The following is a 20,771-nucleotide window of genomic DNA, read 5'->3' as shown; positions in this document are numbered from 1 at the left end:
CATGACTGAATCGTCCGTGGACTGGAGCGCCCGGCGTCCCTTGATCGCGATCCTGCGCGGCATCGCGCCGGCCGAGGTCGAAGCGCATGTGCTGGCGTTGATCGACGCCGGAATCGGCCTGATCGAGATCCCGACCAACTCGCCCGAATGGCTGCGCAGCGTCGAACTCGCCCTCGCCATCGCCGGCGAGCGCGCGGTGATCGGCGCGGGCACCGTGTTGAACCCGGCCGACGTGGATGCGTTGGCCGCGACCGGCGCGCGATTGATGGTCACGCCGAACACCGATGTCGCGGTGATCGGCCATGCGGTGCAGCGCGGCCTGACCTGCGCCGTCGGTTTCGCCACGCCCAGCGAAGCCTTCGCCGCGCTGGCCGCGGGCGCGCAGGCACTCAAGCTGTTTCCGGCGAGCCACTTCGGCCCGGCTTACGTGCGCGCGATCAAGGCGGTATTGCCGCCGCAGGTGCCGCTGTTCGCCGTCGGCGGCGTCACCCCCGACAACCTCGCCGGTTTCCTGCAAGCCGGCTGCGTCGGCGCCGGACTAGGCAGCGATCTGTACACCCCCGGTCAATCGCCCGCGCTCACCCGCGAACGCGGCGGTCTTTTTGTCGATGCCTACCAGAGCGCGCGCCCTTGAAAATCACCCGACTCAGCACTTACCGCGTCGCCCCGCGCTGGATGTTCCTCAAGATCGAGACCGACGAAGGCCTCGTGGGTTGGGGCGAACCGGTGGTGGAAGGCCGCGCGCGCACGGTCGAAGCGGCCGTCGCCGAGCTCGGCGAACAGCTGATCGGCCAGGATCCGGCGCGCATCAACGACCATTGGCAGACGATGTACCGCGGCGGTTTCTACCGCGGCGGCGCGGTGTTCATGAGCGCCATCGCCGGCATCGACCAGGCCTTGTGGGACATCAAGGGCAAGGCCTTGGGCGTGCCGGTGTATCAGCTGCTCGGCGGTCTGGTGCGCGATCGCATGAAGACGTATTGCTGGGTCGGCGGCGATCGACCGGCCGACATCATCGCGCAGATCCGCGATCGCCTTGCCTTGGGTTTCGATACGTTCAAGATGAATGCCTGCGAGGAACTCGGCCTGCTCGACACCGGCCGCGCGATCGACGCGGCGGTGGCCAAGGTCGCCGAGATCCGCGCCGTGTTCGGCAACAGCATCGAGTTCGGCCTGGACTTCCACGGCCGGGTCGGCTGGCCGATGGCGAAGACCTTGATCCGCGAACTCGAACCCTACCGGCCGTTGTTCATCGAAGAACCGGTGCTGGCCGAACAGGCCGAATACTATCCGCGCCTGGCCGCGCAGACCGCCATTCCGCTCGCGGCCGGCGAGCGCATGTATTCGCGCTTCGAATTCAAGAACGTGCTGCATGCCGGCGGCCTGGCGATCGTGCAACCCGATCTGTCGCATGCCGGCGGCATCAGCGAATGCATGAAGATCGCCGCGATGGCCGAAGCCTACGATGTCGCGCTGGCGCCGCATTGCCCGCTGGGTCCGATCGCGCTGGCCGCGTGCCTGCACGTGGACTTCGCCAGCTGGAACGCGGTGCTGCAGGAGCAGAGCATCGGCATCCATTACAACGCCGACGGCGAACTGCTCGATTACATCGTCAACAAGGACGCCTTCGCGATGGAGCAGGGCTCGGTGCGTCCGTTCGTATTGCCCGGACTGGGATTGGAAATCGACGAGGCGCGGGTGATCGAACGCAGCCGCGAAGTGTCGGACTGGCGCAACCCGCTGTGGCGCCACGCCGACGGGAGCGTGGCGGAGTGGTGAGGGCGATGGTCGCGCCGATGCATGAGTCCGCGCACGAATCCGTGGCGACGCTGGCCGTCGACAGCCGCTGCCGGCTCGGCGAATGCGTGCTGTGGTGCGAACGCGAGCAGGCGCTGTGGTGGACCGACATCCATGCCGCGCGCTTGTGGCGCTACCGGCCGCAGAGCGGACAGGTACGGCATTGGCGTTTGCCGGATCGACTGGGATCGTTCGCGCTGTGCGAATCGGGCCGATTGCTGCTGGGATTGGCGAAAGGCCTGTACTTCGCCGACCCGAGTCAGGCCGAGCATGCCGAGGATCTGCCGGTGCAGGCCTTGGTGCCGGTCGATGCGGACCAGCCGACGCTGCGCATCAACGACGGCCGCGCCGACCGCAACGGCCGCTTCGTGTTCGGCACGCTCAACGAAGATCCGCGGCGCCTGCCGATCGGCCGGTTCCATCAGTATTCGCTGAGCCACGGCCTGCGCGTGCTGGACTTGCCCGGCGTGGCGATTCCCAACAGCCTGTGTTTCGACCTGGACGGGCGCGGCCTGTATTACTGCGATTCGCGCAGCGGCCGGATCATGCGCGCGGCCTACGACAGCGAGACGGCGAGGGTGGGCGAGCCGCGGGTGTTCGCGCGGGTGGACGCACCCGCTTCTCCCGACGGCGCGACGGTGGATCGCGACGGCCAAGTGTGGAGCGCGCATTGGGGCGCCGGCCGCGTGGTCCGTTACGCCCGCGACGGCCATATCGATCGCAGCGTGCAGGTGCCGACCTCGAACGTCAGCTGCCTGAGTTTCGCCGGCCCCGCGCTGGATCGGATCTACATCAGCACCGCGCGCGACGAACTCGACGACGCCGAATTGGACCTGCAGCCCGAGGCGGGCGGCGTGTTCGTCGCTTCGGTGCCGGGCGTGCGCGGGCTGGCCGAAGCGAGGTTCGACGACCGATGATCGCGATCGATTGGGGCACCAGCAGCCTGCGCGCGTTCCGGCTCGATCCGCGGGGGCAGGTGATCGACGCGCGCCGCTCCGATCAGGGCGTGCTCGCATCCGCCGGCCGTTTCGAAGCGGTGCTCGAGGACGTCGTGCGGGGTTGGGACGAACGGGTCGTGGCGATGGCCGGCATGGTCGGCAGCCGCCAAGGCTGGCACGAGGTCGCTTATGTGGCGTGTCCGGCGGGGCTGGACGAGATCGCCCAGGGCATGCGCCGGATCGAATCGTCGGTTCTGCGCGACCGCGAGCTGTGGATCGCGCCGGGCCTGAGCGTGGTTCATGCCGACGGCGTCCACGATGTGATGCGCGGCGAAGAGACTCAGATCTGCGGATTGCTCGACCGGCTCGGACCCGGTTCGCATCTGGCCTGCCTGGCCGGCACCCACTGCAAGCATCTGCGTATCGACGACGGCCGCATCCGCGATTTCTCCACCGCCATGACCGGCGAACTGTTCCAGGTGTTGAGCCAGCACAGCATCCTCGGCCGTCTGATGCAGCCCGGGCCGCACGATGCGCCAGGCTTCGCCAGAGGGCTGGATCATGCCGTCCTGGATGGCGATCTGATCGAGCATCTGTTCGCGGTGCGCACGCACGGTTTGTTCGACGTGTTGCCGGCCTCGGCGTTGCGCTCGTTCCTGTCCGGCCTGTTGATCGGCCATGAGCTGCGCGGGCTGCCGGCGTCGGCGCAGAGCGTGCATCTGATCGCGCCGCCGGCCTTGCTGGAGCCTTACACGACCGCGCTGACCCGTCGCGGTCATCGCGTGCAGGTACACGACGAGCAGGTGTCCGCGCGCGGCCTGTATGCGCTGGCGCGACAGCGCGGTCTGCCGATGGCGTGACGATCCGTCGCGTCGCGGCCGCGGCCGTGCGCGAATCTAGTTTTTCGTGGTTTCCGTGGTTTCGCAGTCAATCACCGGCAGGCCGCATCGCCGGACCCAGGAAGAGAGAGGCGAATGATGCTGTCCGCATTGGATGTCGTGATCGTGTTGGGCTATCTGGCCGGGATCTTTTTGCTGGCGCAGTGGGTGTCGCGGGAGAAACAGGGACACCGCAAGAACGCGCAGGATTATTTCCTGGCCAGCAAGTCCCTGCCGTGGTGGGCGATCGGCGCGTCGCTGATCGCGGCCAACATCTCCGCCGAGCAGATCATCGGCATGTCCGGCTCGGGCTATGCGCTGGGCCTGGCGATCGCATCCTACGAATGGATGGCCGCGCTGACCTTGCTGATCGTCGGCAAGTTCTTCCTGCCGGTGTTCCTGCGCAACAACATCTACACCATGCCGCAGTTCCTGGAGAACCGTTACGGCCGCACCATCCGCATCGTCATGGCGGTGTTCTGGTTGATCCTGTATGTGTTCGTCAATCTCACCTCGATCCTGTGGCTGGGCTCGATCGCGGTCAGCCAGGTCACCGGCATGGACCAGATCTACGCCTTGCTGCTGCTCGGCGGTTTCGCCCTGGCGTATCAGGTCTACGGCGGGCTCAAGGCGGTGGCGCTGACCGACATCGTGCAGGTGTCGCTGCTGGTGCTCGGCGGGCTGATGATCACCGCGCTGACCTTGAACCGCATCGGCGACGGGCAGGGCGTGATCGCCGGTTTCCGACACCTGCTGGAGGTCCAGCCCGAGCGTTTCCACATGATCCTGAGCCGCGACAATCCCTACTACAAGGATCTGCCGGGCCTGGGCGTGTTGCTCGGCGGTTTGTGGATCATGAATTTCAGCTACTGGGGCTTCAATCAATACATCATCCAGCGCGGACTGGCGGCCAAGGACATCGCCGAGGCGCAGAAGGGCGTGCTGTTCGCCGCGTTCCTGAAGTTGCTGGTGCCGGTGATCGTGGTGATTCCGGGCATCGCCGCGGTGGTGCTGGCGCCGGGCTTGAGCAAGCCCGATCAGGCCTATCCGACCATGATGGGTCTGCTGCCGACCGGCGTGCTCGGCCTGGTGTTCGCGGCCTTGATCGCGGCGATCATGGCGTCGCTGGCGTCCAAGATCAATTCGGTGGCGACCATCTTCACCCTGGATTTCTACGCCAAGCTGCGTCCGGATCAGGACGAGGCGACGTTGGTTCGGGTCGGCCGCGTCGCCTCGCTGATCGCGGTGGCGCTGGGCATGCTCGCGGCCAAGCCTTTGCTCGGCAGTTTCGATCAGGCCTTCCAGTACATCCAGGATTTCACCGGTTACTTCACTCCGGGCATTACCGTGATCTTCCTGCTGGGCCTGTTCTGGAAACGCGCCAACGAAGCCGGCGCGCTGGCCGCGGCGATCGGATCGGTGCTGCTGTCGATCGCGGTGCGGGTGATGTGGCCGGACTATCCGTTCATGAATCGCGTCGGCGTGGTATTCCTGCTGGCGCTGGTGCTGGCGGTGGTGGTGTCGCTGTTGAGCAAGACACGGACCGGCAGCGATCTGATCCGCACCGACGACGTGAGTTACCGCACCCCGACCAGTTTCAACCTCGGTGCGCTCATCGTGGTGGTGATAGTGGCCGTGTTGTACGCCGTGTTCTGGTGATGGCGGTCGATCTTCCCGGGAGAATTCGCATGCGATCCACGCGTTTGAGCAAGCTGTTTGCGTTCGCTGTCGTCATGATCCTGGGGTCGAGTCAGCTGCCCGCGTGGGCGTCGGACACAAGCGCGCTGGCAGCTACGCCGCGCAGGAGTTTCAACAATTGGGAATCGACGCACCGCCGGACCGAAATGGATCTGGACACGTCCAGGCAATACGCGGTGCGCGATCTGTTGAGCCGTCAACAGCATCCGGGCGACGGCTCGTTGGCGCCGCCTGCCGCCGCGACGTACCGGATCGGCGCGCGCTGACCGGCGCGCACGGCGGTGCAGGCGATGATGCTGGCCAGCGCCGGTTTGCGCGCGCGGATCGCGCCCGAGTGGGGCGGCGCTCTGCTCGGTCTGGACGCCGTCATCGATGGCCGACTGGCGCCGCTGATGCGTCCCAGCCCGTTCGCGCCGTCGCCGGACGGTGTCGTTCCTGACTCCAACCGATTGACCTGCTATCCGTTGCTGCCATGGTCGAACCGCATCTCCGACGATGGCTTCGAGTTCGACGGACGCCGCATCGACTTGCCGCGCAACCGCGACGACGAGCCCTGGCCGATTCACGGCAGCGGCTGGCAACGCGCCTGGCGCGTCGCCTACGCCGCCGCGGACGAGGCCTTGCTGACATTGGACGAAACCTCGGCTCGCGACTATCGCTATCGCGCGAACCTGCGTTACCGGCTGCGCGAACGCGCGCTGGAGGTGTCGCTCAGCGTGGTCAACATCGGCCTGGCGAGCCTGCCGTTCGGACTGGGTCTGCACCCGTTCTTTCCGCGCGACGCCGACACCCGTCTGCGCGCGCCGGCGGATCGGGTCTGGCTCAACGATGGCCGCACGCCTTTGCCGACCGAGCTGGCCGACATTCCCGAACACTGGCGATTCGACGACGCGCGCGTGCTGCCCGCCGATTGCGTCGATCACGGTTTCGTCGGTTGGTCGGGCCGGGCGAGCATCCGCTGGCCGCGTCGCCGACTGGGGCTGGATATCGACAGCGACGTCGACCGCTTCGTGCTGTACACGCCGGTGGGCGCGGACTTCTTCTGCTTCGAACCGGTCGATCACGCGATCGACGCGGTCCATCTGCCCGGCGGCGCGCTCGCACACGGCATGACCGCGCTGGCGCCCGGAGCGCGTGTGCAGCGGCGTTTTCGTTTTACCGCTATCGAATGCGAGCCGAATTAGCGGCTATCGACGCCATTCGAAAGCCGACGAGCTCCCTCTCCCGCAAGGCGGGAGAGGGCAGGGGTGAGGGCCCGAGCGCCAAAGGCGCGAATGCCGTTACGTACCGAGCCGCCCGTCACTTCGCCTCGAACACATACGCAGCCGCCTGAAAGTCGCCGCGCAAACTCACCGGCACCCCATGCTCCATCCAGTACGCGCCACTGGCTTCAATCGGCGCTGATTCAGGCCGCTCGCCGCCACCCACGCGCGCGATGCGATAGCGCTTGCCCGGATCAAGCCCGCGCAAACGGATCGCCGGATCCGGCAGCGCCTTGGTCCCGCTATGCAAGAACGCGAACAACACCGCCTGCTTTTGATCGCGCGAAACCGACAGCGTGGCCGAACGGCGGCCGCCGTCCCACGGCGACAGCAGCCGGTACAGATCGCCTTGCTGCACGGTGCGGCGGATGCCCTTGTACGCCTCGACCATGCGTTTGGCCGTGGCGAAATCTGCGTCCTTCCAATGATTGAGATTGGCGCCGATGCCCAGGCCGCCCTGCATCGACGACAGGAAGCGATAGTCCAGCGAGGTCTCGCGCTTGTTGACCCAGTTCGGCGAATCGGTCACCCAGGCCATCATCACCGCCGGCGCATAGGCGTGGCTGAAACCGTCCTGCATGCTCAGCCGGTCGTAGGGATCGGTGTTGTCCGACGGCCACACCTGATCGGTGAAGGCCATGACGCCCATGTCGACGCGGCCGCCGCCGCCCGAACACGATTCGATCTCCAGCTTCGGATGCTTGCGGCGCAGCTCGGCCAGGATCCAGTACAGATTACGCACGTACTCGACGTAGAGCTTGGGTTGGTCTTCCGGCGCCAGTTGCGACCAGCCCGGTTCGGACCAGTTGCGGTTGTAATCCCATTTCAGGAACTGGATATCGTTGCGGGTGACCAGCTCGTCGAGCACCTTGAACAAGTGATCGCGCACATCGAGCCGGGCGAGATTGAGCACCAGCTGATTGCGCGCCGGCGTCAGCGGACGGCCGGGAAACTGGATCGCCCAGTCCGGATGCGCGCGGTACAGATCGCTGTCGGGGTTGACCATTTCCGGCTCGACCCACAGCCCGAACTCCATGCCCAGGCCATGCACTTTGTCGATCAGCGGCTTGAGTCCGTTCGGGAATTTGTTCGGATTGACGGTCCAATCGCCCAGGCCGGCCTTGTCGCTGTTGCGCGCGCCGAACCAGCCGTCGTCCATGACGAAACGCTCCACGCCGATTCGCGCGGCTTTCTCGGCCAGGGCCATCTGGCCGGCTTCGTCGACCGCGAACTCGGTGGCTTCCCAACTGTTGTAGAGCACCGGACGCAGCCGCGGCTTGCCGTTGCCGGGCAGGATGTGTTCACGCTGGAAACGATGCATCAGGCGCGAGGCGCCGCCCATGCCGCGTTCGGAATAGCCGGCGTAGAACACCGGCGTATCCAGGGTTTCGCCGGGCGCGAGGCGGTAGGCGAAATCGTAAGGGTTGTAGCCGCCGACCACGCGCACCGCACCTAGCTGATCCTTGTCGATGCTGATCCGCCACGATCCCGACCACGCCAGCGCACCGAACCACACCGGCCCGTTTTCTTCGGTCGACATGCCGTCGCGGTCGATCGCGAACCACGGCGTGTTCTGCTGACCGGTGGAGCCGCGCCGGCTTTCCAGCACGGTCGCGCCTTCGGTGACCGGGCGCTGCTGCAAGGTCCATTCGCCGATCCAGCGGCCGGTGAGGTGATGCAGGCGGTAGTCGCTCTGGGGCGCGAGGGTGTAGGAGGCCGACGCGGCCTGATCGATGCGCACCGGCGTGTCGCCCTGATTCTCGATCGAGGCCGAACGCCCGACCACGCCGGTGTCCGCATCGATGGTGTAGCGCAGACTCACCTGCAGCGGCGCGGCGATGTCCTTCATCTTGATGACGAGGGCATCGCCTTCGATGCGATGCGAGACGTAGCGCAGCACGGTGTCGCGATTGCCATCGGCATACGCGAGCTTGAGCGCGACCTCGCTATAGATGCCGCCGCCCTGGGCCGGAAATTCCTGCGGCGTGACCGATGCGGACAGATCGAAGCTGGCGTGGCCGGGCAAGGCCTTGACCGGGCCGAGCGGATCGCCGGCGGCGAGCCGTCCGCCCCAGTGCACGGCCTGCAACTGGCCGACCTCGTTGATGCCGAAGGCGTAGGTGACCTGGCCGCCGTCGAGGCGAAAGACCCGGGTCTGCGCATCGAAAACCACCGACGCCCGCGCCAAATCGGGAAGCGAGCACAACACGATGAACGCCGCGCCGCCCGCGGCGCGAAGCAGGAACGAACCCATGCAGACCCCTCCGTCTGATCATTATCGTATTTATCATACAAATATAGCGATGTCGACCCGGCCGCGACCGTCGCCCTCGCGTCGCGCTTGCGCCGCGGATCACGCGAGCGTCGGCGTCGGAATCGGGCCAGGCGAGTCGGCGAGACGAACCGGAAACCCGCGCATCCGCGCGTCTGCCGATGTCGGGTCGCGTGCTATCGTGTCCGCGAACAAGGCCTGGGTGCTTGCCGGAACGGTTCGGCGTCGCGAATATCGTACCCACCCCACATCGAGCATTTCGGAAGATGCCTCCTATCGAGTCCGCCGGACGATCGCAGTTGAGCGGCCGCATGACGCTGACGGAACAGCTGCTCGATGCATTGGGCAGGGAAATCGTGCTGGGCCGTTTCGCCGAAAGCGGCTTTCCCACCGAGGCGGAAATTTCCGAGGCCTATTCGACCAGCCGCGGCGTCACCCGCGAAGCGATCAAGATGCTCACCTCCAAGGGCATGCTGTCGGCGCGCCCGCGCAGCGGCATCGTGGTGCAGCCCGAGCGCAGCTGGAGCCTGCTGGATGCCGACGTGCTGCGCTGGATGCTCGAGCGCAAGTTCTCCTACAAGTTGCTGCAATCGTTCACCGAGATGCGGCTGGGCATCGAGCCCACCGCCGCGGCCCTGGCCGCGCGCCGCGCCGACGCCGAGGCGATCAAGGGCATCGAGCGCGGCCTGGAGCGGATGATCGCCGCCGAGCGCGGCGAGGACGATCATCTGACCTCCGATGTCGCCTTCCACGTCGCCATCCTCGATGCCACCGGCAACCCGTTCTACGTGCAACTGCACGAACTGGTGAACACCGCGCTGCGCATCTCGATCCAGCTGACCAATCGCATCAAGGGCCACACCGCGAGCATTCCCGCGCACCGGCGCGTGCTCGATGCGATCAAGGCCGGCGATGCGGTCGCCGCGCACGCGACGATGTCGAGCATCATCAACGACGTGCTGGTGCTGATCGCCGATGCGCAGGCGCGCGAGGCCGATCAGGGCAAGCCGCGCAAGCGCGTAACCAAAGCGCCGGTCCGATCCGGCAAATAAGTTCGCAGCGCTGCGCGGCGCTAAGCCACGCGGCCTGATCCCGGTTCGATCGAACCGCTGTCGCGACGAAGTCCGGCCTGCCCGGGCGATAGCGATGGCGCGCCGGCAGCGCGGGCCGAGTCAAAGACAGACCCTCGCCATCTGTCACGTCCGGCCATTCGATGCCGGACGACGGCGCCATGCGCAGGTGACAGCGTTCACGGCAATCGGCATAGTGGCGGCGCGAGCTGGGAGCGCTCGCACGGTAAGCCGGCCGCGTCATGGGCCGGCGCACAGTGGCTTATGTCAGCCGATACTTTCGACAAGGAAGCAAAATGAACCGTGCCATCTCCCATAAGCCGACCGCGGCTTTCGTCGGCGCTTCGTGGACCGCGCTCATGCTGGGCGCGCTGGCCTATCTGGTCGGCCTGTGGAACACGCAGATGCTGCTCAACGAGAAGGGTTACTACCTGACCTTGCTGCTGTACGGCCTGTTCGCGGCCGTGTCGGTGCAAAAGGCGGTGCGCGACCGGATGGAAGGCATCCCGGTCACCAACATCTACTACGGCCTGGCCTGGACGTCGGTGATGAGCGCGCTGGTGTTGCTGTGCATCGGCCTGTGGAATGCCGGCATCAGCCTGAGCGAGAAAGGCTTTTACGCCATGGCCTACGCGCTGAGCCTGTTCGCGGCTATCGCGGTGCAGAAGAACACCCGCGACAGCGGCACGGCCGACGAGTACGAGTAAGCCGCAACGCTCGTTCCGCACCGCGATCCGCGCTGGATCGCGGTGTCGCCGCGGCCGACACCTGTCAGGCGCGTGCCTGGCAAACAGTCACGCGGCCGCCGTCGGCGCGCCGCGCGATTGCGCGTCCAGTTCCGCCGGCCATTGTGGCCTCGGCGCCAGGCGCAAGGCGAGGTAGCGCATCAGGCCAAGCGGCAGCAGCAACCAGAACATCGGCAACAACGCCAGGCTGGCGAGCCATTCGATGAGGTGCATGCGCTGGCGACAGGCCGCGCCTTCCGCGCTCGGATCGAGGAACGGCATGAAGAAGAACAGGCTGCGGCGGAAATCGACGTCGTCCAGCCGCGGCGTCTGCGGCGGCAGGTTCGCCGGGCCATGCTCCATGTAGACGCGACAGTAATCCCACATGCGCCGCATCTGGGCTTCGTCGATGCTCTGGCCGCCGAGCTGGATGCGATCGACGACTTCCAGCGTGCCCGGCTTGCAGCGACTGAGAAACAACGCGTAACGCACGCTGCGACCGGCCTGACGGGTGATCTCGGCGTGGGTATCGGCCCAGTCGAAAACCTTGATGCTGTGCGGCCAGCGCACGAAGGGATTGGCTTTCCAGGTGTGTTCGTAAATGTAGATCTTGCCGCGGGCGCGATTGAAGCGCACCGGCGTATCGGAAGGCACCGCGATGTCCAGGCGAACGCAGAACAGCGCAAGCGCGACCACGCCGACCGAGGCGATCGACAGCGCGATGTCCCACACGGTCCAGTGGCTCCATGAGCTCGGAAACAGGCCGTAGGCAAAAATACCCAGCGCGAAGCAGCCGCCGAGAATCCCCATGCCCCTGATCAGGACCTCGGTGCGCGACAGCTCCAGATAGTTCGCGTCGATGTGGCGCAGATTGCCGTTGGCCGACGGCACCTCGCGCGGCGGCGCGTCGCCGCGCGGCTGATCCTCGTACCAATATTCCACCGGCGGCAGCAGCCGTCCCTGATCTTGCGCCATCGCCGATCGATCCTTGTCCAGACCCGAATGGCGTGCAGTATTCGGGTCGGCCGCGATCGCCGCAAGGCGCGCGGGTTCGGGTATTACTTCTGACAATCCAGCGACGTGGTCGCGTCCAGACGCGCGAACGGCTTGAACGCGGGCAGGCTGGCGGCGAGGGCCTGTTGCGTGGTGTGCAACTCGGCGACGTGCATGCACATGGCCTGGGCTTTCTTCTCCAGCTCCGCGGTCTGCGCGTCGACGTCCTTGCCGACCTGATCGGGATCGCCGCCCTTGAACGCGGCTTCGATCGCGCCGCTGACGGCCTTGCCGGCCAACTGCGCGCCGGCCTTGCCCATCGCCGCGCCTTCCAGTCCGATCGCCGTGGCGTGGGTGTAGTAGCTCTTGCTCAGCGCCTGCTGCGGGGCGGTCAGGGCGACCGCGCGGCCGTCGATGCTGAGCGCGCCGTCGGCGGCGATCCGCGCCACCGCGTTGCCGTTGCGCAGTTGCACGTGCTGGTCGTCGATCTTGAGGAAGCCCAGCGGCGAGCCGTGCACGTCGGCCGGCGCGGTCGGCGCCGGCGAACAACCGGCGGCGAGCGCCACGGCGAGCAGGCCCGGCAACAGCAGCGACAGCGAAGCGTTCATGGCCTTCATGGCGGGATTCCGAGAGATGGTGCGGAGGAAGAAAGCGCGCGGCACGACACCGCGCGCAAAATAACGGGTTACGTATTCACTTGTCTACGTCGACGCGGCCGCTGACGCCGTGGTGGGCGACCGAGCCGCTGCCGACCTTGCGCACGGTCAGATCGCCGCGCACATCGTCGACGACCAGATCGCCCGAGCCCAGGCGATCGAGTTCGACCGTGCCGCCGACCTGGCTCAGTTCGACGTCGCCCGAACCGATCGAGCCGAGCTTGGCGCCGCCGCCGATATGCTTGGCCTTGAGATCGCCCGAGCCGACCGAGATCACCTGCAGCGAGCCGATGCGTTCGAGATCGACATCGCCCGAACCGATGTCGGCGGTGGTCACGCCGCGCACGTTGCGCGCTTCGACATCGCCCGAGCCCAGGTCGATGCTCAGCCCGGCCACGTTGTCGATCCTGGCGTCGCCGGAACCGAGCTTGAGCTGGACCCGCATGCTGTCGGGCAGGCTGGCCTGCAGCTTCATGTAGCGGTAACCGTTGAATCCGAAGTTGATGCTGTAGCGATGCTCGGCGCGGACCACCAGCTTGTCGCCGACCCGTGTCTGCACCAGGGTCATGCCGGCCAGGTCGTCAGCGTCCGAGGCGCAGGCCCGGCCGGTGACCGCGGCGCGGGCGCCTGGCGCGCCGGTGACGATCAGGTCGTCGGAGCCGATCTCGAACACCACCGCTTTGACCCCGGCCAGATCCAGTTGCAGATTGCGCGGCTGCGAATGTTCGCAGCGTTCGCCGGCCTGGGCGGCGAGCGGCAGCAGGCTCGCCGTGGCGAGCACGAGGGCGGCCGGCAGAAGAAGGGTGTGTCGCATCGTGTGCTCCGAATGAAAGGGTCGAGGTCTTGATGCGGGCGAAGCGGCGATGGTTGCAATCGATGATGTTAGAGCCGGCCACCCACCGCTCATGCGAGAGCGGCGGGTGGCGGACGCTCGATCAGCCTTCGTCGCGCCAGCGGCGCAGACGGATCGCGCCGTAGACCATCGCCGCGCCGATCACCGCGCCGACCCACAGGTCGATGGTGGTCAGGGCGTGCAGGTTGGTGGTGAAGTCGATCGACGACTGGGTCAATGCCTGCGGCCCGTCGACGGCGGCGCGCTGGGCGTCGCTGGCGATCTGCGGACTGAGCATCCAGCTGCCGGGGACCACGCTCAACAAGCCGCGGTAACCGATGATGTAGGCCAGACGCAGCGCCGGGAAACCGGTGTCGGGCGTGACGATCGCCAGGAACACGTTGACCAGGCCGATGAACACGCAGGCCAGCAGCGGAATCACCACCGCCCAGATGAACGGCACGCTGCGCGCCCAGGCCGAGCACAACATCAACCAACCGACGGTCGGCAGGGCCCACAGGGCGTACACCGGCAGCGACAGCAGCACCTGCGCGACCACACGCAGCGGATGCGCCTGCACGAAGATCGCCGAGGCGCCGTCGACGCCGTTGAGCACGGCGGTCAACCAGGCCAGGACCCACAGCACCAGTCCGACCAGCAGACCGATAGCCGCGGCCAGCACCGGCGCCAGCACCAGCGCCCACAACAGCTTGGACAGCACCGCCTGGGTGTCGGAGACCGGCAGCGATTTCCAGAACAGGATGCTGCGGTCCTTGCGTTCGTCGTAGATCGAGCCCAGGGCGTAGAAGAACACCACGAACACGAACACCATGAACACCATGGCCAGGCCGCCGCTCAGGGCGAGATCGCCGATCTGGCCGGCCGATTCGGCCTTGCTGGAGAAGTCCAGGTTGACGCCGTGCGCGTCGCCCTTGCCGATGTAGTAGTGGAACGCCGCGGACAGGCCGATCGCGGTGATGACCGCCAGCACGATCGCGATCGCGCCGGCAATCAGCGGGCCCCATACGAAGCCGCCGCGATGCTCCCAGTATTCGCGCTTGAGCAGCATCTTGAAGGTCTGCAGCGGCGTGATCGTGGTCATCGGACGGGCGGCGGGAGGGGCCTGGAGGTCGTCGTGGGTGGCATTCATGCGTAGGTCCCCTTCATGGTGGCGACGAACAGGTCGGCCAGGCCCGGCGTGCGGGTTTCGCCCAGTCCGCTGAGTTGCGCGGCCGGCACGCCGTCGAACAGCATCACGGTCTTGCCGAAGGGCAGGGCGCGTTCGTCGAGCGGGCCGAGGATCTTGGCGTGGTCGGCCTTGTCGCGGTCGACCAATACTTCGACGAAGCGGTCGCTGAGCTGTTCCATCGGGCAGTCGAGCACGATCTTGCCGTCGCGGATGAACATCACGTCGGTGAGGATGTGTTCGATCTCCTCGACCTGGTGGGTGGTGATGATGATGGTCTTGTTCTCGTCGAAGTAATCCTCCAGCAGGCGCTGGTAGAACTGCTTGCGATACAGGATGTCCAGGCCCAGGGTCGGTTCGTCGAGCACCAGCAGGCGCGCGTCGATCGCCATCACCAGCGCCAGATGCAGTTGCACGATCATGCCCTTGGACATTTCGCGAACGCGCAGGTCCGGCTTGAGCTGGGTGCCGTGCAGGAAGCGCTCGCACTTGGCGCGGTCGAAGCGCGGATGCACGCCGGCGACGAAGTCGATCGCCTCGCGCACCCGCAGCCAGCGCGGCAGCACCGCCACGTCGGCGATGAAGCACACGTCGCGCATCAGTTCGTCGCGCTGGGTGCGCGGGTCGCGGCCGAGCACCGACAGTTCGCCGTCGAACGCGATCAGTCCCAGCACCGCCTTGAGCGCGGTGGTCTTGCCGGCGCCGTTGGGGCCGATCAGGCCGACGATGCGGCCGGCCGGGATGTCGAAGCTGGTGTCGTCGAGCGCGAGCTTGTTGCGATACACCTTGCGCAGGCCGCGCGCGGTGATGATGTGGCCCGGATCGATGTGGATGGCATTGGTCATGGTGCGTCCGCCTTGTCGTTGCCGTTGCTGACGCCGCCGAGCAGTTCCTCGGTGCGCAGGCCCAATCGCGCGATGCGTTCCAGGACCAGCGGCCATTCCTCGTGCAGGAAGCGTTCGCGCTCGTTCATGAGCAATTTCCTGGAAGCTTCTTCGGTCACGTACATGCCCAGTCCTCGGCGTTTTTCGACCAACGCCTCGTCGGCCAACTCCTGGTAGGCGCGCGAGACAGTGATGGGATTGAGTTGATATTCCGCGGCGACCTGCCGCACGGAGGGCAGGGCATCGCCGGGCTTGAGCACGCCGTCGAGCATCATCGCGACGACGCGTTCCTTGAGCTGGCGATAGATCGGAGCGCCGTCGCTCCATTGGATTGCGGTCATGGGTTCAGCCCCGCGACAAGAAGGAGAAATAAGGCATCACGAGATTCCGTCGGTTGCGACGCGCGGCGGTCCCGGCCTTGCGCTTGGTTTCGTTGCTTGCCGACTCCGCGGCAGGGGTGGATTCGAGGGTGTTGGCCACCGCGCTCAGGTCGGCGACTTCGCTGGCCAGACCGCCGGCGAAGGCGGCGATCCCGGCCGCGCTGGTGTTGCTTTCGAGTTGCTGGGCGCGCGCCTCGATCCGGCGGGCGACCTGGACGACATCGCTGGAGCGCGCCTTGGCGCGTTCAACGAAGGCGCGGTCGAAGCCGATCTGGGCCTTGACCACGCCCAGGTCGAGTTCCAGCGGGCGGGTGGCCGGGGCGTCGGCGGCGAGCGCGGCCATGCCGGCCGGGGAGCCCAGCGCCGGATTGGGCACCGGCATCATCACCACCAGGCCCAGCACCAGGGCGCCGCCGGCGGCCATCAGGGCGGAAATCGAGTTGTGGAGCTTGCGGTTCATCTTGAACGTCCTGCTCGTTAGTGGGCCGGTGTTGTATGCAACTATAACACCAAAGCACGTTGAGTCAATCGCTCTTGACCCAACTGAAGTCATACTTGGCGCCCGCCGTCCCCATCGCCCCTGCGAGCCCGCCCCGATGACCCTCCCGTCGCTTTCCCGTCCGCGCCCGGCCCGTATCGCCGGCCTTTCCGTCCTGGTGTGCCTGGTTCTGGCCGCCGGCAGCGCCGCCGCGGCCGGCGGCGGCTTGCTCGATCGCAGCTTCCGTCCGCTGGCCGGCAAGGTGCCGGTCGATCTGGCCAAGGCCTATGGCGGCGACGTGGTGCTGGTGGTCAACACCGCCAGCAAATGCGGTTTCACCCCGCAGTTCGAGGCCCTGGAAGGCCTGCAGTCCAAGTACAAGGCGAAGGGTTTCGCCGTGCTCGGCTTCCCGTCGGGCGATTTCCGCGCCCAGGAGTTCGAGGACGAAAAACAGATCCAGGAGTTCTGCACCCTGACCTACGGGGTCAAGTTCCCGATGTTCGAGAAGGTGCACGTGATCGGCGATCAAGCCACGCCGCTGTACAAGGACCTGGCCAAGGCCGCCGGCGAGGCGCCCAAGTGGAATTTCCACAAGTACCTGATCGGCCGCGACGGCAAGTTGATCGCGAGTTACGGCAGCAAGGTCACCCCGGACGATCCCAGCATCGTCGCGGCGATCGAGCGCGCGCTCGGCGCGCCGCGCGCGAAGGGCGGGGCGGCTTCGGCGTCGACCTCGGCGGCGGCGAAGAAGTCGCCCTGAGCGGCGCGGATCGCCACTCGCGCGCCATCGCAGGCGCGCACAGGCGCGCGAATCTGCGCACGCGGTCGGGTTTTCGCCGCGTCCGCGCCTTTCGTCGCCAGGAACTTAGCGGCTTGTCCGCCGTCACACTGGAACATTGCCGGCATAGCGCCGGCCCGCGACAATGTCGGGCTGACGCCCGGTCGCGGCGTATCGATCCATCGCTCCGGGTTCGCCCCTGGAACATTCAGAGATTTGCAACTTAAGGAGCTCTACCCCGATGAAGGCTTTCGTGCGCGGCGCAGCCGTGTTGATCACTACTGCAGCGCTCGTGAGCGGCGCCGCCTCTGCCCAGGACAAGTCCGTGCTCGCCAACGACCGTGAAAAAATCAGCTATGCCATCGGCCTGGACGTGGCGTCCTCGCTCAAGCCGGTCGGCCCGGACCTGGACACCGCCGCGTTCGAACGCGCGGTCAAGAACGTCTTCGACGGCGGCAAGCCGCTGATCACCCAGGACGAAGCGCGCACCGTCGACACCGCCCTGCGCGCGCGCATCGCCGCGCGCGACGGCAAGCCGGCCGCGGGCGCCGCGCCGGGCTCGCAGCCGCCGGCGGTCGACAAGGGCAAGGTTGGCCTGCTGATCGGCACCTTCATGGTCGGCCCGGCGCTGCAGCAGATCAAAACCGAAATCGAAGTGCCGGTGCTGGTGCAGGCCGTGCGCACCTCGCTGGGCGGCGGCAAGCCGCTGCTGGCCGAGGGCGAGGCGCGCACCCTGCTGACCAATTTCAGCGAGCGCATGCAGTCCAAGGCCAAGGCCGAAGCGGCCGCGGCCGGCGAGAAGAACCTCAAGGACGGCGCGGCGTTCCTGGCCGAGAACAAGAAGGTCAAGGGCGTGTTCGTGACCGGCTCGGGCCTGCAATACATGATCCTGCGCCAGGGCTCGGGCGAGCGTCCCAAGCCGACCGACAAGGTCAGCGTGAACTACAAGGGCACCTTGCTCGACGGCAAGACTTTCGACAGCTCCTACGATCGCGGCCAGCCGGCCGAATTCCCGGTCAACGGCGTGATCCAGGGCTGGCAGGAAGGCCTGGCGATGATGCCGGTCGGCAGCAAGTTCAAGTTCTGGATTCCGGCCGAACTGGCCTACGGCGCGAACGGCGCGCCGCCGAGCATCGGTCCGAACGCGACGTTGACCTTCGAGGTCGAGTTGCTCGACATCCTGTAATCCTCCCGCTGCGCGGGTCGCGGCCGGGAGCGGCGGCGGACGCGCGCAGACGCGTAGCGTTCAGTTGCCGGCCGGCAACGTGTGCAGCCGGCGCGGTTTCCCACCTTCCGGATATTCAGTCTTTCAGGAGTGCAGTTTGATGAAGCCTTTCATGCGTAACACCGCCCTCGCGTTCGCGGTCGCCTCGATGGCGCTGTTCGCGTCGGGTTGCGACAAGGCCGGCAAGCCGGCCGGCGACAAGGCGGCCGAGGCCAAGCCCGGCGAGAAGTCCGCCGACGGCAAGAGCGAGGTCAAGGTGCTCGGCGGCATGAAGACCGAGAAGGAACAAGACAGCTACCTGATCGGCATGGACATGGGCCGTTCGCTGGAACTGCTCAAGGACGATCTGGACCTGGCCGTGCTGCAGAAGGCCATGCAGGCCAACATCAAGGGCGACAAGGCCCTGTTGACCGACGAGGAAGCCCAGCAGATCCGTCAGCGCCTGCAGGAAAAGGTCCGCACCAAGCAGATGGAAAAGATGGTCGCGCTGGCCAAGACCAACCTGGCCGACGGTGAGAAGTTCCTCGCCGCCAACGGCAAGAAGCCGGGCGTGGTGACCACCGCCTCGGGCCTGCAGTACCAGATCCTCACCGAAGGCAAGGGCGCCAAGCCCAAGGTCAGCGACACCGTGCGCGTGCATTACAAGGGCACCTTGCTCGACGGCAAGACCTTCGACAGCTCCTACGATCGCAACGAACCGGCGGTGTTCCCGCTCGGCGCGGTGGTCCCGGGCTGGCAGGAAGGCATCGCGCTGATGCCGGTCGGCAGCAAGTTCAAGCTGTGGATCCCGAGCAAGCTCGGCTACGGCGAGCAGGGTACCCCGGGCGGCCCGATCGGCCCGAACGCGACCTTGGTGTTCGACGTGGAACTGCTCGACATCGTCAAGGGCGACGCCGGCGGTCCGGGCGCTGCGGGCGGCGCGGAATCGGCCGCGATGGGCGACGGCCACAAGCATTGACGCAATGAAGCGGGCCTAAGCCGACAGCACCGATGGGAACGGGGAATGGACGGTTCACGCGCCAGCGCGCGGGATCGTTCCATTCCCTGTTCCCTGTTTCATTTCCGCGGTCGATTCCCGCTGTTCGCTTCACCTAGAACGAGAACCAACGCATGCGCGTCACCATCTTCGGCACCGGTTATGTCGGCCTGGTCACCGGGACCTGCCTGGCCGATGTCGGCCACGACGTGGTCTGCGTCGATATCGACGCGGCCAAGGTCGAGGGCCTCACGCGCGGCGTGATTCCGATCTACGAGCCCGGCCTGGAGCCGATGGTCAAGGCGAACCACGCCGCCGGCCGTCTGCACTTCACCACCGACGCGGCCGCCGCGATCGGCCACGCCGATCTGATCTTCATCGCGGTCGGCACGCCGCCCGACGAAAGCGGCAGCGCCGATCTCAAGTACGTGCTGTCGGTGGCGTCGACCATCGGCCGGCATATCGAACGCCCGGTCGTCGTCGTGAACAAGTCGACCGTGCCGGTCGGTACCGCCGACCAGGTCGAGGCGACCATCGCCCGCGAACTGGCGGCGCGCGGCGTGGATGTCGCTTTCGATGTCGCCTCCAACCCCGAATTCCTCAAGGAAGGCGATGCGGTCGCCGACTGCATGCGGCCGGACCGCATCGTGATCGGCGCGGCCAATCCGCTCGCGGTGGAAAAGCTCAAGCGCCTGTACGCGCCGTTCAACCGCAATCACGAGCGCATCGTGGTCATGGACCTGCGCTCGGCCGAACTGACCAAGTACGCCGCCAACGCCATGCTGGCGACCAAGATCAGTTTCATGAACGAGATCGCCAACATCGCCGAGAAAGTCGGCGCCGATATCGAGATGGTCCGCCAGGGCATCGGCTCGGACCCGCGCATCGGCTGGCACTTCATCTACCCGGGCGCCGGTTACGGCGGCTCTTGTTTCCCCAAGGACGTGCAGGCGTTGTCGCGCACCGCGCAGCAGCACGGTTACGACGCGCACCTGCTCGACGCGGTGGAAACGGTCAACGACAACCAGAAGGGCCATTTGTTCGAACTGATCCAGCGCCATTACGGCGGGCCGATCGCGGGCAAGACCTTCGCGGTGTGGGGGCTGGCGTTCAAGCCCAATACCGACGACATGCGCGAAGCGTCCAGCCGCACCTTGCTGGCCCAGCTGTGGCAGGCCGGCGCGCGCGTGCGCGCCTACGATCCGGAAGCCAACGAGGAAGCGCATCGCATCTTCGGCGAGCGCGAGGACCTGGTCCTGTGCGACTCGGCCCGCGCCGCGCTGGCCGACGCCGACGCGCTGGTGGTGGTGACCGAGTGGAAGCAGTTCCGCAGCCCGGATTTCGTCCGCGTCCGCCAGGCTCTGGCCGACGGCGTGATCTTCGACGGACGCAACCTGTACCATCCCGACGAAGTCGAAGCGGCGGACCTGGCCTATTACGGCATCGGCCGCGGCCGCTCGATCCTGATCGACGGCGCATGAGCCGTCTTCGCCGCCGATGGATGCAATGCCCGTGAGCTCCGAACTTGAACAGCGCCTGGTCGATCTGGAGACGCGCCTCGCGTTCCAAGAGCATGCGCTGGGCGAATTGAGCGATGCGCTCGCCGCCGCGCGCAGCGAGGAAGCACGCAACACCTTGCTGCTGTTCCGTGCGCTGGAAGAGATCAAGCACCTGCGCGCCGCGATGGCCGCCAGCCCGTTGACCGGCGATGTCGGCAGCGAACCACCCCCGCCGCACTACTGA

22 protein-coding genes are annotated in these 20,771 nt (G+C 66.6%); 14 read left to right on the top strand and 8 right to left on the bottom strand.

Annotated elements, in window-relative coordinates; translation table 11 throughout:
- Position 1: 1 nt before the first annotated feature.
- From IEQ11_RS13070 to IEQ11_RS13040, 7 genes are all read left to right on the top strand, one after another.
- Positions 2-634 (top strand): 2-dehydro-3-deoxy-6-phosphogalactonate aldolase, encoded by a 633-nt coding sequence (locus IEQ11_RS13070; RefSeq protein WP_191820708.1) that lies wholly within the window; start codon positions 2-4, stop codon positions 632-634.
- A complete protein-coding gene (gene dgoD, locus IEQ11_RS13065; protein WP_036104198.1) occupies positions 631-1,779 on the top strand; it encodes a galactonate dehydratase in 1,149 nt (382 codons plus the stop codon). Before IEQ11_RS13070 ends, dgoD begins: the two co-directional genes overlap by 4 nt.
- Positions 1,780-1,796: 17 nt before the next feature.
- Positions 1,797-2,714, top strand: a complete 918-nt coding sequence (locus IEQ11_RS13060) for an SMP-30/gluconolactonase/LRE family protein (RefSeq protein ID WP_191820707.1) — start codon at positions 1,797-1,799, stop codon at positions 2,712-2,714.
- Positions 2,711-3,595, top strand: coding sequence for a 2-dehydro-3-deoxygalactonokinase (locus IEQ11_RS13055; protein WP_191820706.1), 885 nt, complete (start codon positions 2,711-2,713; stop codon positions 3,593-3,595). Before IEQ11_RS13060 ends, IEQ11_RS13055 begins: the two co-directional genes overlap by 4 nt.
- A 114-nt stretch (positions 3,596-3,709) precedes the next feature.
- The gene (locus IEQ11_RS13050) at positions 3,710-5,272 is read left to right on the top strand and encodes a sodium:solute symporter family transporter (RefSeq protein WP_191820705.1); all 1,563 of its coding nucleotides are present in this window, start codon (positions 3,710-3,712) and stop codon (positions 5,270-5,272) included.
- Between the two features lie 44 nt (positions 5,273-5,316).
- Positions 5,317-5,577 (top strand): hypothetical protein, encoded by a 261-nt coding sequence (locus IEQ11_RS13045; RefSeq protein WP_191820704.1) that lies wholly within the window; start codon positions 5,317-5,319, stop codon positions 5,575-5,577.
- Positions 5,578-5,601: 24 nt separating this feature from the next.
- Positions 5,602-6,495 (top strand): aldose 1-epimerase, encoded by an 894-nt coding sequence (locus tag IEQ11_RS13040; protein WP_191820703.1) that lies wholly within the window; start codon positions 5,602-5,604, stop codon positions 6,493-6,495.
- A gap of 115 nt (positions 6,496-6,610) precedes the next feature.
- On the opposite strand, the gene IEQ11_RS13035 is transcribed toward IEQ11_RS13040, so the two are convergent.
- The gene (locus IEQ11_RS13035) at positions 6,611-8,827 is read right to left on the bottom strand and encodes an alpha-galactosidase (protein ID WP_191820702.1); all 2,217 of its coding nucleotides are present in this window, start codon (positions 8,825-8,827) and stop codon (positions 6,611-6,613) included.
- A 329-nt stretch (positions 8,828-9,156) separates the two neighbouring features.
- Between IEQ11_RS13035 and IEQ11_RS13030 the strand changes: the two genes are divergently transcribed.
- Both IEQ11_RS13030 and yiaA read left to right on the top strand, forming a co-directional pair.
- Positions 9,157-9,897, top strand: a complete 741-nt coding sequence (locus IEQ11_RS13030) for a FadR/GntR family transcriptional regulator (protein WP_228464396.1) — start codon at positions 9,157-9,159, stop codon at positions 9,895-9,897.
- Positions 9,898-10,211: 314 nt separating this feature from the next.
- Positions 10,212-10,622, top strand: a complete 411-nt coding sequence (gene yiaA / locus IEQ11_RS13025; RefSeq protein ID WP_096414649.1) for an inner membrane protein YiaA — start codon at positions 10,212-10,214, stop codon at positions 10,620-10,622.
- An 87-nt stretch (positions 10,623-10,709) separates the two neighbouring features.
- Here the strand turns inward: yiaA and IEQ11_RS13020 are convergent, their stop codons facing one another.
- The 7 genes from IEQ11_RS13020 to IEQ11_RS12990 form a co-directional block, all read right to left on the bottom strand.
- Positions 10,710-11,615, bottom strand: a complete 906-nt coding sequence (locus IEQ11_RS13020; protein WP_191820701.1) for a DUF6708 domain-containing protein — start codon at positions 11,613-11,615, stop codon at positions 10,710-10,712.
- Positions 11,616-11,698: 83 nt separating this feature from the next.
- Positions 11,699-12,250 carry a YggN family protein gene (locus IEQ11_RS13015; protein WP_191820700.1) on the bottom strand — a complete coding sequence of 184 codons (552 nt, stop codon included), beginning with the start codon at positions 12,248-12,250 and terminating at the stop codon, positions 11,699-11,701.
- Between the two features lie 76 nt (positions 12,251-12,326).
- The gene (locus IEQ11_RS13010) at positions 12,327-13,103 is read right to left on the bottom strand and encodes a DUF4097 family beta strand repeat-containing protein (protein WP_191820699.1); all 777 of its coding nucleotides are present in this window, start codon (positions 13,101-13,103) and stop codon (positions 12,327-12,329) included.
- Between the two features lie 121 nt (positions 13,104-13,224).
- Entirely contained in the window at positions 13,225-14,271 is a 1,047-nt protein-coding gene (locus IEQ11_RS13005; protein ID WP_096414645.1) for an ABC transporter permease, read from the bottom strand.
- On the bottom strand, positions 14,268-15,152 hold the full coding sequence (locus IEQ11_RS13000) for an ABC transporter ATP-binding protein (protein ID WP_036104174.1): 885 nt from the start codon (positions 15,150-15,152) through the stop codon (positions 14,268-14,270). Before IEQ11_RS13000 ends, IEQ11_RS13005 begins: the two co-directional genes overlap by 4 nt.
- Positions 15,149-15,532, bottom strand: coding sequence for a GntR family transcriptional regulator (locus IEQ11_RS12995; RefSeq protein WP_036104172.1), 384 nt, complete (start codon positions 15,530-15,532; stop codon positions 15,149-15,151). Before IEQ11_RS12995 ends, IEQ11_RS13000 begins: the two co-directional genes overlap by 4 nt.
- A gap of 4 nt (positions 15,533-15,536) precedes the next feature.
- The gene (locus IEQ11_RS12990; protein ID WP_036104169.1) at positions 15,537-16,031 is read right to left on the bottom strand and encodes a hypothetical protein; all 495 of its coding nucleotides are present in this window, start codon (positions 16,029-16,031) and stop codon (positions 15,537-15,539) included.
- Between the two features lie 136 nt (positions 16,032-16,167).
- Here IEQ11_RS12990 and IEQ11_RS12985 point away from each other — a divergent pair, with 136 nt between their 5' ends.
- The 5 genes from IEQ11_RS12985 (at position 16,168) to IEQ11_RS12965 (ending at position 20,771) form a co-directional block, all read left to right on the top strand.
- Positions 16,168-16,809 carry a glutathione peroxidase gene (locus IEQ11_RS12985; protein ID WP_191820698.1) on the top strand — a complete coding sequence of 214 codons (642 nt, stop codon included), beginning with the start codon at positions 16,168-16,170 and terminating at the stop codon, positions 16,807-16,809.
- Positions 16,810-17,068: 259 nt separating this feature from the next.
- Complete coding sequence (locus tag IEQ11_RS12980; RefSeq protein WP_057921740.1) at positions 17,069-18,013, top strand: FKBP-type peptidyl-prolyl cis-trans isomerase; 945 nt, start codon at positions 17,069-17,071, stop codon at positions 18,011-18,013.
- Between the two features lie 151 nt (positions 18,014-18,164).
- Entirely contained in the window at positions 18,165-19,010 is an 846-nt protein-coding gene (locus tag IEQ11_RS12975) for an FKBP-type peptidyl-prolyl cis-trans isomerase (RefSeq protein ID WP_222837684.1), read from the top strand.
- 152 nt (positions 19,011-19,162) lie between these two features.
- Complete coding sequence (locus tag IEQ11_RS12970) at positions 19,163-20,509, top strand: UDP-glucose dehydrogenase family protein (protein WP_057921738.1); 1,347 nt, start codon at positions 19,163-19,165, stop codon at positions 20,507-20,509.
- Positions 20,510-20,534: 25 nt separating this feature from the next.
- Positions 20,535-20,771, top strand: coding sequence for a SlyX family protein (locus IEQ11_RS12965; protein ID WP_191820697.1), 237 nt, complete (start codon positions 20,535-20,537; stop codon positions 20,769-20,771).

The sequence above is a fragment of the Lysobacter capsici genome (assembly GCF_014779555.2).
In the GTDB taxonomy this organism is placed as follows: domain Bacteria; phylum Pseudomonadota; class Gammaproteobacteria; order Xanthomonadales; family Xanthomonadaceae; genus Lysobacter; species Lysobacter capsici.
Note: the sequence above shows the minus strand (reverse complement) of the source record. Positions and strands in the feature narration are given on the sequence as shown.

Coding starts and splice junctions, on each gene's coding strand:
- IEQ11_RS13070 (WP_191820708.1), top strand. CDS start 2: ATGACTGAATCGTCCGTGGACTGGAGCGCCCGGCGTCCCTTGATCGCG.
- IEQ11_RS13060 (WP_191820707.1), top strand. CDS start 1,797: ATGCATGAGTCCGCGCACGAATCCGTGGCGACGCTGGCCGTCGACAGC.
- IEQ11_RS13055 (WP_191820706.1), top strand. CDS start 2,711: ATGATCGCGATCGATTGGGGCACCAGCAGCCTGCGCGCGTTCCGGCTC.
- IEQ11_RS13050 (WP_191820705.1), top strand. CDS start 3,710: ATGATGCTGTCCGCATTGGATGTCGTGATCGTGTTGGGCTATCTGGCC.
- IEQ11_RS13040 (WP_191820703.1), top strand. CDS start 5,602: ATGATGCTGGCCAGCGCCGGTTTGCGCGCGCGGATCGCGCCCGAGTGG.
- IEQ11_RS13035 (WP_191820702.1), bottom strand. CDS start 8,827: ATGGGTTCGTTCCTGCTTCGCGCCGCGGGCGGCGCGGCGTTCATCGTG.
- IEQ11_RS13030 (WP_228464396.1), top strand. CDS start 9,157: ATGACGCTGACGGAACAGCTGCTCGATGCATTGGGCAGGGAAATCGTG.
- yiaA (WP_096414649.1), top strand. CDS start 10,212: ATGAACCGTGCCATCTCCCATAAGCCGACCGCGGCTTTCGTCGGCGCT.
- IEQ11_RS13020 (WP_191820701.1), bottom strand. CDS start 11,615: ATGGCGCAAGATCAGGGACGGCTGCTGCCGCCGGTGGAATATTGGTAC.
- IEQ11_RS13015 (WP_191820700.1), bottom strand. CDS start 12,250: ATGAAGGCCATGAACGCTTCGCTGTCGCTGCTGTTGCCGGGCCTGCTC.
- IEQ11_RS13010 (WP_191820699.1), bottom strand. CDS start 13,103: ATGCGACACACCCTTCTTCTGCCGGCCGCCCTCGTGCTCGCCACGGCG.
- IEQ11_RS13005 (WP_096414645.1), bottom strand. CDS start 14,271: ATGAATGCCACCCACGACGACCTCCAGGCCCCTCCCGCCGCCCGTCCG.
- IEQ11_RS13000 (WP_036104174.1), bottom strand. CDS start 15,152: ATGACCAATGCCATCCACATCGATCCGGGCCACATCATCACCGCGCGC.
- IEQ11_RS12995 (WP_036104172.1), bottom strand. CDS start 15,532: ATGACCGCAATCCAATGGAGCGACGGCGCTCCGATCTATCGCCAGCTC.
- IEQ11_RS12990 (WP_036104169.1), bottom strand. CDS start 16,031: ATGAACCGCAAGCTCCACAACTCGATTTCCGCCCTGATGGCCGCCGGC.
- IEQ11_RS12985 (WP_191820698.1), top strand. CDS start 16,168: ATGACCCTCCCGTCGCTTTCCCGTCCGCGCCCGGCCCGTATCGCCGGC.
- IEQ11_RS12980 (WP_057921740.1), top strand. CDS start 17,069: ATGAAGGCTTTCGTGCGCGGCGCAGCCGTGTTGATCACTACTGCAGCG.
- IEQ11_RS12975 (WP_222837684.1), top strand. CDS start 18,165: ATGCGTAACACCGCCCTCGCGTTCGCGGTCGCCTCGATGGCGCTGTTC.
- IEQ11_RS12970 (WP_057921738.1), top strand. CDS start 19,163: ATGCGCGTCACCATCTTCGGCACCGGTTATGTCGGCCTGGTCACCGGG.
- IEQ11_RS12965 (WP_191820697.1), top strand. CDS start 20,535: ATGCCCGTGAGCTCCGAACTTGAACAGCGCCTGGTCGATCTGGAGACG.